Genomic DNA, 12,834 nt, shown 5'->3' with positions numbered 1-12,834 from the left:
ATGGCACTGCAAGAAGCGGTATTAGAATGCACTTTTATTAGAATAGACCTATGTCGACAAAAGACTCGATCAACATACTTTCACAGTATTGCTTTGACACGCTGCAAGCCTTACTGAGTGAAACGCAATGGCAGCAGTGCGCAAACCTTTGCATCGCTTATTCTGGAGGCTTAGATTCCAGTGTGCTATTGCGAACGGTGGTTGAATTAAGAGATAAAGGTTTGTTGGGGGACTGTATTCTTAAAGCTATTCACGTTAATCATGGTTTATCTGATTTAGCCAACAGCTGGCAGGGGCACTGTAAAGCACAATGCCAGCAGCTGGGGGTGGAATTTTATAGCCAAAAGGTGTCCCTGGATGATGCCACGATCAAATCGGCCGGTGGTTTAGAGGCCGCGGCAAGAACTGCCCGCTACCAAGTCTTTGAGCAGTTTATGGTTGGCGGTGATATTTTGCTGCAAGGCCACCATCAAGACGATCAGGCAGAAACTCTGTTATTACGCTTAATGAGAGGGGCAGGCCCGAAGGGTTTGGCGAGTATTCCTTCAATACGAAGTTTATCTGTTGGGTTGTTGGCGCGCCCGCTTTTGGATGTACCAAGGCGTCTGCTTGAACAGTGTGCAGAGGAGTTAAACCTGACTTGGGTAGAAGATCCAAGTAATCAAGATAGCCGTATTGATCGTAACTTTTTACGCAATCAGGTCTTGCCGCTGTTACAAGAACGTTGGCCAGGCTTTCAAGAGCGCTGGGCGGCTAGCAGCCGCCTCTGTGCAGAGTCCGAGGCTCAGTTGCAGCATTATCAAGAGAAGCAGTTGGCTGTCTGTGATTGGCGTGCTGAGCGCCTAGGCTTTAGCTTATGTTTACAGCGAGTAGCTGACTTGAGTCGGTCGGAGCAATTTCAGCTCATTCGTGCATGTATAGAGCGTTTAGGGCTAGCCATGCCTAGTCGAGCTTTTTTAGAAGAGCTTGATGAGCAGCTGCTACGCCCCAAACGAGACGATAGTGAGGCTTTATTGCACTCGGGTGCTTGCAGTTTCGCTTGCCATCAAGGCCGCTTGTATTATTGGCCGCAGGGCGAGATGCCAACTGTTTTGCCGGCGTCTTGGGCTACAAGTATCCCCCTAGATCTAGGGGAGGGCTGGCAACTGCTGGCTGAAGAGGTTGCGCTGGATGAGCCAGGGCTATGGCTGCCAGAGTCGGTCGAGCTGCACCACCGAGATAGCTTTAAGCGGGCAAAGCCAGAAGGGCGCAGACACTCCCAAACCATAAAGAAGCTATTACAGGAGGCCAAGCTCGAGGCTTGGTTGCGACCTCATGTGCCGTTTATCGCTTGGCAGGGGCAGTTATTAGCGGTAGCCGATCTGTGGGTTGAGCAAGAAGCTCGGGCTTATTGCCAAGCTGTGGCTGGAGCCCGTTATTGCCGTGTAGTTTGGCGCCACTTGGGCTGAGCGCTGTTATTTCTCCTGCTTCACCCTGGTATTTAGCACTAAACTAGAGCCTCTAAAGGGTAATTAGTCTTAACTTCTCAATTGAGTCCTAGGGGCTTTTCTGGTAATCTGGCGTCCCATCTTGAGAGCGTTCTTGAAACCCGAATAAAACATGTTTTAGACCTTGGCCAATTCGCCGAGGGCACATGTCTATTGTCGGTTCAAAAGCGATTCTCCACCTAATTTTTCTGTACTGACTGCAAATTTCAGGGCTTTTGCATGACGCGTTTTATATTTGTCACCGGTGGTGTTGTTTCTTCTTTGGGTAAGGGCATTGCTTCGGCATCGCTAGCTGCCATTCTAGAGGCTCGCGGCCTAAAAGTGACCATCCTCAAGTTGGACCCCTACATTAACGTTGACCCGGGCACTATGAGCCCGTTTCAGCATGGTGAGGTTTACGTTACCGAAGATGGTGCTGAAACCGATCTTGACCTTGGCCACTACGAGCGTTTTATTCGTGGTCGCATGAGTAAGCGTAATAACTTCACCACTGGTCGTGTATACGAGACAGTGCTGAAGAAAGAGCGTCGTGGTGATTATCAAGGTGGCACCGTGCAGGTGATTCCCCATATCACCAATGAAATTAAGCGCCGCGTGATGGAAGGCGGTAAAGACGTTGATGTGGCCTTAGTGGAAATCGGCGGCACGGTAGGTGATATTGAATCTCAGCCGTTCTTAGAATCGGTTCGACAGTTAAAGGTTGAGTTGGGTAGCAGTCGAGCTCAATTGGTTCACCTTACACTCGTACCCTATATCGCCACCGCCGGTGAGACCAAGACTAAACCTACCCAGCATTCCGTAAAAGAATTGCGTACTATCGGCTTACAGCCTGATGTATTGCTGTGCCGCTCAGAGCGCATGATCGACGAAGATTCCTGCCGCAAGATTGCATTATTCACTAACGTAGAGCAACGCGCCGTTGTGCCGCTACCGGATGCTGACACCATCTATAGCATTCCAGGTTTATTGAAGTCTCAGGGTCTAGATAACATTATCTTAGAAAAGTTTGGTTTGGCCGATCAGCCAGAAGCCGATCTTTCTGAGTGGGATAGCGTGATTGATGGCAAGCTGAATCCAGAGCGCGAAGTAACCGTCGCCATGGTTGGCAAGTATATGGACTTGCTGGATGCTTATAAGTCATTGAATGAATCTCTTGAGCACGCCGGTATTCATACTCGCACAAAAGTGAAGGTGAACTACATCAATGCTGAGGATGTAGAGCAGCAGGGCTTAGGCTTGTTGGATGGCGCTGATGCCATTTTAGTACCTGGTGGTTTTGGTGAGCGCGGCTTGGAAGGTAAGTTAATGGCCGTTCGCCACGCCCGCGAAAATAAAATTCCTTATTTGGGTATCTGTTTGGGTATGCAATCGGTAGTGATTGAGTTTGCCCGTAATGTGCTTGGCTTAAAAAATGCCAACAGTACCGAGTTTGACCCAAATACTCCCGATCCAGTTGTCGGTCTAATCACTGAGTGGATTAACGACGAGGGCTCAGTTGAGCGTCGCGATGAAAACTCTGATCTGGGCGGTACGATGCGCTTAGGTGGTCAAGAGTGTCGTCTAGAAAAATCTTCTAAAGTTGCCGAGATTTATGGCAGTGAGCTGGTAGTAGAGCGCCATCGTCATCGCTTTGAAGTGAATAACAATTACGTCGAGCGTTTACAGAGTGCGGGTTTAAAAATTGGTGGCTGGTCTGCTGATGATGAGTTGGTGGAAGTGGTAGAGATCGAAGATCACCCTTGGTTTGTGGCCTGTCAATTCCACCCGGAATTCACCTCTACGCCACGTGATGGCCACCCATTGTTCACCAGCTATATTCAGGCCGCCAATAAGGCTGCCGGCAATAAATAAGGTTTGCTATGCAGCAGCAAGTGATTGAACTGCCAGGCCACGGCATTAAAGTGGCCAACGATTTGCCGTTTGTTTTGTTTGGCGGCATGAATGTTTTGGAATCGCGTGATATGGCGATGAGCATTGCTGAACACTATGTCAGTGTTTGCCAAAAGCTGTCGATTCCTTACGTTTTTAAAGCTTCATTTGATAAGGCGAATCGTTCTTCGATTCACTCCTTCCGTGGCCCGGGCATGGAAGAAGGTCTGAAAATCTTCGAAGAAGTTAAGAAGACTTTTAATGTGCCGGTCATTACCGATGTGCATGAAGTTCATCAGGCTGCGCCTGTGGCTGAAGTCTGTGATGTCATTCAGCTGCCCGCATTTTTGGCTCGCCAGACGGATCTAGTTGAAGCCATGGCTAAAACTGGCGCGGTGATCAATGTTAAAAAGCCGCAGTTTCTAAGCCCGCCGCAAATGAAAAATATCGTAGAAAAATTTCGTGAATGCGGTAATGAGCAGGTCATGCTGTGCGAACGTGGCGCTTGCCATGGTTACGATAATCTCGTGGTAGATATGCTGGGCTTCGAGACCATGAAAGAAGTCAGCAATGGTGCGCCGATTATTTTTGATGTTACCCACGCCCTTCAGTGCCGTGACCCAATGGGGGCTGCTTCTGGCGGTCGCCGTGCTCAGGTTGCGCAGCTGGGGCGTGCTGGTATGTCCCTCGAGTTGGGTGGATTATTCTTAGAATCCCATCCAAACCCCGATCAAGCCAAATGCGATGGTCCATCGGCTCTGCCTTTGGATAAACTGGAGCCCTTTTTGGCTCAAATGAAAGCTGTCGATGATTTGGTAAAATCTCTTCCCAAACTGGATATTGAGTAAGCATCACTGTTCAGATATTTGAGATAAAAAATTCGTTTAAAACTGATACACACCTATAGCAGGAGCATCTTTAGCTATGACTAAGATTGTTGATATTAAAGCCTTTGAGGTACTGGATAGCCGAGGCAACCCAACGGTTAACGCCGATGTTGTACTGGAAAGCGGCATTGTAGGCAGTGCCTGTGCACCTTCTGGTGCCTCTACCGGAACCCGTGAAGCACTAGAGCTTCGTGATGGCGACAAGGGCCGCTATTTAGGCAAAGGTGTGTTAAAAGCCGTGGCCAATGTAAATGGTCCAATTAGAGAATTATTACTAGGCATGGATGTTGCCGATCAGCGCGCTTTAGATGAAGCGATGATCAAAGCTGATGGTACAGAAAACAAAGCTAACTTCGGTGCAAACGCGATTTTGGCGGTTTCCCTTGCTGCTGCGAAGGCAGCCGCTGCCGATAAGAATATCCCACTGTACCAGCACATTGCCGATGTTAATGGCACGCCTGGTCAGTACAGCATGCCAGTGCCAATGATGAACATCATCAACGGTGGTGAGCACGCAGACAACAATGTCGATATTCAAGAGTTTATGGTACAGCCTGTGGCTGCCAAAACCTTCACCGAAGCTTTGCAAGTTGGCGCTGAGATTTTCCATCAGCTGAAAAAAGTTTTGAGCGCTAAAGGCTTGAACACAGCGGTAGGTGATGAAGGTGGTTTTGCCCCTAACTTGGCCTCTAACGCCGATGCTTTGGCTGTTATTAAAGAAGCGACTGAAGCGGCCGGTTACAAATTGGGTGAAGACGTGACCTTAGCTTTGGATTGTGCGGCCTCTGAATTTTACAAAGACGGTAAATACGATCTAGCTGGCGAAGGCAAAGTATATGACGCCGCAGGCTTCAGTGATTACCTAGCGGGCCTATGTGATGACTACCCAATTATTTCTATTGAAGATGGTCAGGATGAATCTGATTGGGATGGTTGGAAGTACCAGACTGAGAAATTGGGTGAGCGCGTACAGCTAGTTGGTGACGATCTATTTGTAACCAACACTAAGATCTTGAAAGAAGGTATCGATAAGTCGATTGCTAACTCTATCTTGATTAAGTTTAACCAGATCGGTTCTTTGAGTGAAACCTTGGACGCCATCCAGATGGCCAAGGATGCTGGTTACACGGCGGTTATTTCTCACCGTTCTGGTGAAACTGAAGATACTACCATTGCTGATTTGGCGGTTGCTACCGCGGCTGGCCAGATCAAGACGGGTTCTTTGTGCCGTTCAGATCGCGTATCTAAGTACAACCGTTTGCTACGTATTGAAGCGGAGCTAAACGAAAAAGCCCCTTATCGTGGCCGCGCTGAATTTAAGGCTTAATCGTTCTACGATTTGTCTTAAGCAGGCCTAATCGATCGGTCAGTTCGCCAAGCGGGCTGGCCGATTGTGCTTTATGGCTATTCACAGTTTGCTGAAAACTGTTTAATCTCTATTCTTTCAATTGTAGAACCTAAAGGCGCTTAACCCGTGAAAGCCATCAAATGGATAAGCATATTGCTGCTGTTGCTCTTATTGGGGCTACAGTACCGTTTGTGGGTGGGGGAAGGCAGCTATGCTCATATTGCTCGTCTAGAGCGGGAGCTTGAGCAGCAAGAGCAAACCAATGAGCGTCTTCAGCAGCGTAATAAACTGTTAGAGGTTGAGGTTGAAGCTCTGCGCAAAGGCAATGAAGCCATTGAAGAAAAAGCGCGTAATGATATGGGCATGATTAAAGAAGGTGAAACCTTCTATATGGTTGTGGAGCCCAAGGATTCATGAGTAATCCCCAATTTTGGGCTGTTATACCTGCAGCAGGCATTGGTTCTCGTATGGCCAGTGACCGACCTAAGCAATACCTTCCCTTAAACAACAAAACCGTAATTGAACACAGCGTAGAAAAGCTTCTCGCTAATCCGCTGATTGTTGGGGTGTATGTTGCCATAGCTGAGCATGATTGCTTTTGGGCCGAGCTGGAAATCAGCAAGCACCCCAAAGTCCACCGGGTTGATGGCGGAAAAGAGCGAGCCGACTCGGTGTTCAATGCCTTACAAGCTATGGCAGCGGATCAAAGCGCCAATATTCAGCCTAGTGATTGGCTGTTGGTTCACGATGCGGCCCGACCATGTTTGCGGCCAGAAAGCGTGCAAACTCTACTTGAAAGCTTGGCTGATGACCCGGTAGGGGGAATTTTAGCGAATCCCGTCAGTGATACGATTAAACGTGTCCTTGCTGATAATCATATCCAGAAAACTGTCGATCGCAGTGAGCTTTGGCAAGCGCAAACCCCACAGATGTTTCGCTTTGAATTATTACGGAAAAGTTTACAAGACGCTTTGGCGGAAGGTGCGGCAATCACCGACGAAGCTAGCGCCATTGAATGGGCAGGGCAGCTGGCCAGAGTAGTGGCTGGCCCTAGCGATAATATTAAGATTACCCGGCCAGAAGACTTAGCTCTGGCGCAATTTATTTTAAGTCGTCAAGCTGCAATCTAGCAGAGTTTTGATGGCATTTTCAGGAGCCTCCGTGCCAAGTAGAGCAACAACAGCGATTAGAATAGGACAGGGCTATGATGTTCATGCCCTTGAAGATAGCGAGCCCTATAAAAACCATATCGTCATTGGTGGTGTTAGCATCGATTATGACAAAGGCTTAAAAGCGCACTCCGACGGTGATGTATTACTGCATGCCCTATGTGATGCCCTTTTAGGTGCAGCGGCACTGGGTGATATAGGGAAGCATTTTCCAGATACAGACCCGCAGTTTAAGGGTATCGATAGTCGTGAGCTGTTGCGTCATGTTATGGCCAAGCTGGCGGCAATGTCTTATCAATTGGTAAACGCCGATATGACCGTTGTCGCCCAGGCACCCAAAATGGCCCCTCATATAGACACTATGCGAGCCAATATCAGTTCAGATTGCGGCTGTGACTTGGCTGATATCAATGTAAAAGCCACCACCACCGAAAAGCTAGGCTTTGCTGGTCGCAAAGAAGGTATTGCGGCTTACGCTACGGTATTAATTGAAAGGCAGCCTGCTGCTGAGAAGCACGCTGCCGCGGAAGTGTAATGTGACTGAGATAGACTTAAATTTCGCCTACGCCTATGGCGAGCCGCTCGGCACCGCAGGTTTTCGTACTGAATTTGAAGATTTTCAGGTATATGAGCAGTTGCCTTCGGCCCCTGAGGGCGAAGGCGAGCATGTGTACTTATACGTTCGTAAAACCAATAACAATACCGCTTGGATTGCTAAACAATTAGCAAGGGCGGCGGGCATCCAAAATATGGATGTTGGTTATGCTGGCTTGAAGGATCGTCGAGCTGTTACCGAGCAGTGGTTTAGCCTATATATGCCCAAAGGGGCAGAGCCGAATTGGAAAGCCTTGGATATAGAAGGCGCTGAGGTATTACAGATCAGCAGGGGGCGCAGCAAACTTCGACGTGGCGATCACCTTGATAACCGCTTTGTGATTCGTTTGCGCGATCTCAGTGCTGCCCATGATGAGCTGGAAGAGCGCCTAAAACAGATTAGTTTAGCGGTGCCCAATTATTTTGGTGAACAGCGTTTTGGTGTGAATGGCGCAAATTTAGAACGCGCTGCGCAGTGGTTTGATGAAGGCGTAAATATACGTAATCGCCAGCAAAAGAAGTTTATTGTTTCTGCGGCCAGATCGTATTTGTTCAATCTGGTTCTGAGCGAGCGGGTTGCAAGCGGCAGCTGGTTACATGCGCTTGAAGGCGAGTACCTATTGGATGGCCAGCCTTCGGGCCCCATGTGGGGCCGTGGGCGCTTAGAAAGTAGCGCTGCGGCTTTGGAGCTCGAAGAAGCCTTGCTAGCACTGATGCAAAACTGGCAGGAAAGGCTGGAGCATTTAGGGCTTAGGCAGGATCGGCGTTTGCTGGCGATACGCCCCGTCGACTTTAGCTGGCAGTTTGAAGACCGTGACCTGTGTTTGGAATTTAAGTTGCCGCCAGGTGCTTATGCGACATCGATTTTGCGAGAATTATGTCAGTTACAGCAGCCGGAATTAGTCGAACAGTAGGGCAACTATGGTATATTGCTGGGTTTAGCCGGTAGCTGCGAAAGAGTTTTAGAAAGGACAGTTTGTGAACCAGAATTTATTGCAAGGCTTGGGGATGACCTCCCAGCGCACCCGCGAGCGATTGGTACAGCGCTTGATGGATCAGGGGATCTCCAATTGGGAGGTATTAGATGTAATGCGCAATACCCCTCGCCATATATTCTTGGATGAAGCGCTATCGCACCGTGCTTACGAAGATACAGCTCTTCCCATTGGCTTTGGTCAAACTTTATCGCAACCCTATATTGTCGCTCGCATGACGGAGGTGCTTTTGGGTGCTGCTGGAAGCCTAGATAAGGTTCTTGAAGTGGGCACAGGTTCAGGGTTTCAAACCAGTGTACTGGCCCAATTGGTTAAGCAGGTGTATAGCGTAGAGCGTATTGAGCCTCTGCAAGCCAAGGCGAAGCAAAGATTATGGGATCTCGGTATTCGCAATGTACGCTTTAAACATACCGATGGTGGCTTTGGCTGGCCGGAAGTCGGTCCTTTCAATGCCATTTTGAGTGCTGCTGCGCCGCAAGTCATGCCAAAAGACTTATTGGCTCAGCTTGCGCCTAATGGGGTCTTGGTGATTCCTATTGGTGGTGAAGAACAAGAGTTGCATTTGGTCATGCGAGATGGCGATAGCGATAACTTTATTACCCAGATTCTTGAGCCAGTTAAATTTGTGCCTTTGAAATCGGGTACGGTTAATGCCTAAATTTGCGACGGAGCGTAGCACTAAGCAATATATAGGTCTACTTGCTAAAGGAATGGCAATGGGGGCGGCCGATGTCGTTCCTGGTGTCTCAGGTGGCACCGTTGCTTTTATCAGTGGCATTTATACCGAGCTGATTGATTCCCTCCGTTCTATCAAGCCTGGTCTTTTAATCACTTTGTTTCGTGAAGGCCCTCTTGCCGTATGGCGCGAGGTCAATGGCGCCTTTCTTGCTGCGGTCTTTGGCGGTATTTTCCTCAGTGTCTTCTCTCTGGCTAAGCTGATTAGCTCAGCATTAAGCCATTACCCCATTTTTATTTGGTCTTTCTTTTTTGGGTTGATACTTGCCTCAGCGGTGATGTTATGGCGACAAATTTCAGAGCATAGCGTGGCAACAACTGCTGCTTTAGTATTAGGGGCTGCTGCGGCTTATTGGGTTTCTAAGATGGGTGTCAATGAGCTGGAAGTAACAACATTGGTACTATTTACTGGGGGCGCGCTGGCGATCTGCGCCATGATATTACCGGGTATCTCCGGTGGTTTTATTCTGCTAATGCTAGGGTTATATCAGCCAGTAATTGACGCGATAAAAAACTTTGAGCTAATGAACCTGGCGACAATTGCGGCTGGGGCAGCTTTGGGGCTTGTCGCGTTTTCCCACGTGCTGTCGTTTCTTTTGCATCGTTTTAAAGCACTCACAATGGCCAGTTTGACGGGCTTTCTGTTCGGATCTTTAAATTTAATCTGGCCTTGGAAGCAAGTTATTAGTTCCCGCATCAACAGTAAAGGTGTTGAAGTGCCTGTCGTGCAGGAAAACATATTGCCTGGACAATTTGAATTGCTGACAGGTATGCCGTCACATTACCTGGCTGCGGGTTGTTTTTGCGCTGTAGGCTTGCTCCTAGTGATGGTTTTAGAAAAATGGGGGCAAAACGAGCAAAAAACCTGATCGTGAAAACGATCACTAAAAACAAAGAATCTCGGAAAACTTGTGTTTGGCACCCAAATTAGAGATTTTTACTAGCCTGTTTTTAGATTGTTTTGTTATTGATCTAACTGTTTAATCACAGAAAATCATAATAATTGGAAAGAGTTGTGCTGCTCTTAGTGAAGTAAATCACAACTTTTGCGTTAGGAGGGGAAGAGCCGTGAAGTTGGGGCTGTTCAATATATTGATCACTCTGCTTTTGCTTGCCTGCTCAACAGGTGGGCATATTGCCCCTGTTCAAGAAAGAAAACAACCGCCTAGTCAACGAATCGAAAATCACCTAGTTAGCAAGGGCGAAACATTGTATACAATCGCCTGGCGATACGGTCTTACGGTGAAGGCCATAGCGCAACGCAACGGTTTATCAAGCCCCTACACGATTTACCCCGGTCAAAAATTATCGCTTTGGACAGACAACCTGAGCTCTAAGGTGCCAAAATCCGTTGCCAGATCAAGCACTTTGTCCTCAAAAACCCCCTCGAAAACTAAGGTTAAACAACCTGTCATAACTCCCAAGAAGAAGAAAGCGACCCCTAAGGCTAATTCAGGTGCCGCCGTTAAGCCGCGTTCAAAAACAAAAACACAGCCCAAGTCCACTAAGAAAAGCAATACAGCGACGGTTGGCCGGGTTTCTTGGCAGTGGCCGGCGAAAGGCCGCTTACTCACCCGCTTCAGTGGGCCAAACGGCTTAAACAAGGGTATTGATATTGCCGGTAATTTGGGAGAGCCTGTGGTCTCTGCCGCTGCGGGCCGTGTGGTTTACGCAGGCAATGGATTGCGTGGCTATGGCTTGTTATTGATCATCAAACACAATGAGCAATACCTCAGTGCCTATGCCCACAATAATAAATTGCGAGTAAAAGAAGGCGATATCGTTAAAGCCGGGCAGAGAATTGCCGACATAGGATCAAGTGGTGCTAATCGAATGAAGTTGCACTTCGAGATTCGAAAAGACGGCAAATCAGTTAACCCTTTAAGTTATTTACCCAAGCGTTAAGGGGTTACTTGGAGAGGTAAAGACCAGCATTGCCGAGCGACACAGTGGCAATGCTAGCTACCCAGGAAGGGAGTAATGCAGAGTCTTAGGAGTGGAAGAAGAATTCCACAAATACTAAATCAGATATAAGGTACAGGTATCGACATGGCAGTCCATAATCAAGAAACACATGTTGGTAAAGCAGAGTTGCAATCAGTCGCAAGTTCGAGTGAAGGGGAGGCTTTAACCAGCCTGCCAGCAGATGAGCGTGACAATAAGACCTTTGATGCTACCCAGTTGTATCTCAACGAGATTGGTTTTTCTCCACTTTTGAGCGCAGAAGAAGAGGTGTACTTCTCGCGACTCGCTCTTAAAGGTGATGAGGCGGCACGTAAGCGAATGATTGAAAGTAACCTTCGCTTAGTAGTTAAGATCGCTCGCCGCTACGTTAGCCGCGGTTTAGCGCTGTTAGATTTGATTGAGGAAGGCAACCTTGGCCTGATTCGAGCTGTAGAAAAGTTCGATCCAGAGCGCGGTTTCCGCTTCTCTACCTACGCGACTTGGTGGATTCGACAGACCATTGAGCGCGCCATCATGAACCAGACGCGCACCATTCGCTTGCCGATTCATGTGGTGAAAGAACTGAATGTTTATCTTCGGGCAGCACGAGAGCTGACTCAGAAGCTAGATCATGAGCCTAGCCCAGAAGAGATCGCCAAGCTGCTTGATAAGCCAGTAGCGGATGTCGAAAAGATGCTGGGCTTGAACGAGCGAGTTACTTCGATCGATAACCCTGTGGGGCCGAGTTCCGAGAAGACCTTATCTGAGACAATCCCAGATCAGCATGTATCGGACCCATCAATGTTGCTACAAAACAGCGACCTGCATCAGAACCTAGATTCTTGGTTGGATGAACTGACTGAAAAGCAACGTGAAGTTGTTGCGCGCCGCTTTGGCTTGCGCGGCCACGAAACCAGTACGCTAGAAGAGGTAGGTCGCGAGATTGGCTTAACTAGAGAGCGTGTTCGACAAATTCAAGTAGAAGCTCTTAAGCGACTACGTGGTATTTTAGAGCAGCAAGGCTTAAATTCAGAAGCCCTGTTTGGCTCCCTAGGATAGCTTTTAAAACTCCTAGGTAACCGTCTTGAAAGCCGCTCTTGAGCGGCTTTTTTTATGCCAACAACGAAATGGGGTCAGATCCCTTGGGATCTGACCCCTGATCAAGGATCTGACCCCTGATCAAAGCACCAAACTGTGATCCTCGAGCCCTTCAGAAAGCAAAGTAATACCGCCTGCAGAACAATCAAACTCCCAAATAGAACAGTAATCCGGTCGACACTGCATCACTCGCTCATTATCACGAGCAGCAGCAACTACGGCATTAATCACTACAAAATGACAGAACACGATGGCGTCTTGGGGTTGCTGGCTAAGAGCCCGCACAATATCCGCTCGCCACTGTGTTACTTGATCTTCCTGCTCTGTCCAACTTTGCCTAAAAATCTGCTTCAACCAAGGCCCACGTTCGGCCAGGCTGCGATCACCAGAAGGGATTTCAGTAAATCGTGGGTCAATCTCTACCTGAGCTTCAGGCAAGGCTGTCTGCGCTGTTTCGATGGCTCTCGCTTTGGGGCTACTGAGCACTTTATAACTTTGGTAGGGGGTGAGTGATTGACGGATATTGGTGGCTTGTTCAAAGCCTAGCTCACTTAATCCCGGGTCGGTTTCTTCTCCCCATCTGGCCGCTGCTTGACCGTGGCGAACTAAAATAATCTTACTCATTTATACAGTCCTTAATATTTATACTGGGGGTGAAAATTGGTAGCGGGTAGTTTGCCATAAAAATTCAGGCATAAAAAAACCGGA

The 12,834-nt window shown here is 48.2% G+C and carries 13 protein-coding genes; 12 read left to right on the top strand and 1 reads right to left on the bottom strand.

The genetic code is table 11. From position 1 onward, the window contains the following. The first annotated feature begins 50 nt into the window (after window positions 1-50). The 12 genes from tilS to rpoS all read left to right on the top strand — a co-directional run bounded on the left by tilS (window position 51) and on the right by rpoS (window position 12,087). Window positions 51-1,448 carry a tRNA lysidine(34) synthetase TilS gene (gene tilS, locus Q1A08_RS12145; protein ID WP_299773245.1) on the top strand — a complete coding sequence of 466 codons (1,398 nt, stop codon included), beginning with the start codon at window positions 51-53 and terminating at the stop codon, window positions 1,446-1,448. Between the two features lie 258 nt (window positions 1,449-1,706). Beyond that, on the top strand, window positions 1,707-3,338 hold the full coding sequence (locus Q1A08_RS12140) for a CTP synthase (RefSeq protein ID WP_299773243.1): 1,632 nt from the start codon (window positions 1,707-1,709) through the stop codon (window positions 3,336-3,338). Between the two features lie 8 nt (window positions 3,339-3,346). Continuing rightward, window positions 3,347-4,204 carry a 3-deoxy-8-phosphooctulonate synthase gene (gene kdsA, locus Q1A08_RS12135; RefSeq protein WP_299773241.1) on the top strand — a complete coding sequence of 286 codons (858 nt, stop codon included), beginning with the start codon at window positions 3,347-3,349 and terminating at the stop codon, window positions 4,202-4,204. Window positions 4,205-4,280: 76 nt separating this feature from the next. After that, window positions 4,281-5,570: a phosphopyruvate hydratase gene (gene eno, locus Q1A08_RS12130; RefSeq protein ID WP_299773239.1), complete on the top strand. Its 1,290-nt coding sequence runs from the start codon at window positions 4,281-4,283 to the stop codon at window positions 5,568-5,570. A gap of 156 nt (window positions 5,571-5,726) precedes the next feature. Next, window positions 5,727-6,008, top strand: a complete 282-nt coding sequence (ftsB, locus tag Q1A08_RS12125) for a cell division protein FtsB (RefSeq protein WP_299773639.1) — start codon at window positions 5,727-5,729, stop codon at window positions 6,006-6,008. After that, entirely contained in the window at window positions 6,005-6,721 is a 717-nt protein-coding gene (ispD, locus tag Q1A08_RS12120) for a 2-C-methyl-D-erythritol 4-phosphate cytidylyltransferase (RefSeq protein WP_299773237.1), read from the top strand. The genes ftsB and ispD overlap by 4 nt, the downstream gene beginning before the upstream one ends. A gap of 55 nt (window positions 6,722-6,776) precedes the next feature. Next, a complete protein-coding gene (gene ispF / locus Q1A08_RS12115; RefSeq protein WP_299773637.1) occupies window positions 6,777-7,295 on the top strand; it encodes a 2-C-methyl-D-erythritol 2,4-cyclodiphosphate synthase in 519 nt (172 codons plus the stop codon). A gap of 1 nt (window position 7,296) precedes the next feature. Continuing rightward, window positions 7,297-8,268, top strand: coding sequence for a tRNA pseudouridine(13) synthase TruD (locus Q1A08_RS12110; protein ID WP_299773235.1), 972 nt, complete (start codon window positions 7,297-7,299; stop codon window positions 8,266-8,268). A gap of 94 nt (window positions 8,269-8,362) precedes the next feature. Beyond that, the gene (locus Q1A08_RS12105) at window positions 8,363-9,007 is read left to right on the top strand and encodes a protein-L-isoaspartate(D-aspartate) O-methyltransferase (RefSeq protein ID WP_299773635.1); all 645 of its coding nucleotides are present in this window, start codon (window positions 8,363-8,365) and stop codon (window positions 9,005-9,007) included. Further along, a complete protein-coding gene (locus tag Q1A08_RS12100) occupies window positions 9,000-9,953 on the top strand; it encodes a DUF368 domain-containing protein (protein ID WP_299773233.1) in 954 nt (317 codons plus the stop codon). Before Q1A08_RS12105 ends, Q1A08_RS12100 begins: the two co-directional genes overlap by 8 nt. 199 nt (window positions 9,954-10,152) lie before the next feature. Beyond that, the gene (locus tag Q1A08_RS12095) at window positions 10,153-10,989 is read left to right on the top strand and encodes a peptidoglycan DD-metalloendopeptidase family protein (protein ID WP_299773231.1); all 837 of its coding nucleotides are present in this window, start codon (window positions 10,153-10,155) and stop codon (window positions 10,987-10,989) included. Between the two features lie 144 nt (window positions 10,990-11,133). After that, window positions 11,134-12,087 carry an RNA polymerase sigma factor RpoS gene (gene rpoS, locus Q1A08_RS12090; RefSeq protein WP_299773229.1) on the top strand — a complete coding sequence of 318 codons (954 nt, stop codon included), beginning with the start codon at window positions 11,134-11,136 and terminating at the stop codon, window positions 12,085-12,087. Window positions 12,088-12,207: 120 nt separating this feature from the next. On the opposite strand, the gene Q1A08_RS12085 is transcribed toward rpoS, so the two are convergent. Continuing rightward, the gene (locus tag Q1A08_RS12085; RefSeq protein ID WP_299773227.1) at window positions 12,208-12,750 is read right to left on the bottom strand and encodes a phosphoglycerate mutase family protein; all 543 of its coding nucleotides are present in this window, start codon (window positions 12,748-12,750) and stop codon (window positions 12,208-12,210) included. Window positions 12,751-12,834 lie beyond the last annotated feature (84 nt).

The organism is uncultured Pseudoteredinibacter sp., assembly GCF_947500695.1.
Taxonomy (GTDB): Bacteria; Pseudomonadota; Gammaproteobacteria; order Pseudomonadales; family Cellvibrionaceae; genus Pseudoteredinibacter.
The sequence above is the reverse complement of the archived record's forward strand: the minus strand, read 5'-3'. Positions and strand labels throughout refer to the sequence as shown.

Excerpts from the sequence above, each read along its gene's own strand:
- tilS (WP_299773245.1), top strand. The coding sequence starts at position 51 with ATGTCGACAAAAGACTCGATCAACATACTTTCACAGTATTGCTTTGAC.
- Q1A08_RS12140 (WP_299773243.1), top strand. The coding sequence starts at position 1,707 with ATGACGCGTTTTATATTTGTCACCGGTGGTGTTGTTTCTTCTTTGGGT.
- kdsA (WP_299773241.1), top strand. The coding sequence starts at position 3,347 with ATGCAGCAGCAAGTGATTGAACTGCCAGGCCACGGCATTAAAGTGGCC.
- eno (WP_299773239.1), top strand. The coding sequence starts at position 4,281 with ATGACTAAGATTGTTGATATTAAAGCCTTTGAGGTACTGGATAGCCGA.
- ispD (WP_299773237.1), top strand. The coding sequence starts at position 6,005 with ATGAGTAATCCCCAATTTTGGGCTGTTATACCTGCAGCAGGCATTGGT.
- Q1A08_RS12105 (WP_299773635.1), top strand. The coding sequence starts at position 8,363 with ATGACCTCCCAGCGCACCCGCGAGCGATTGGTACAGCGCTTGATGGAT.
- Q1A08_RS12100 (WP_299773233.1), top strand. The coding sequence starts at position 9,000 with ATGCCTAAATTTGCGACGGAGCGTAGCACTAAGCAATATATAGGTCTA.
- rpoS (WP_299773229.1), top strand. The coding sequence starts at position 11,134 with ATGGCAGTCCATAATCAAGAAACACATGTTGGTAAAGCAGAGTTGCAA.
- Q1A08_RS12085 (WP_299773227.1), bottom strand. The coding sequence starts at position 12,750 with ATGAGTAAGATTATTTTAGTTCGCCACGGTCAAGCAGCGGCCAGATGG.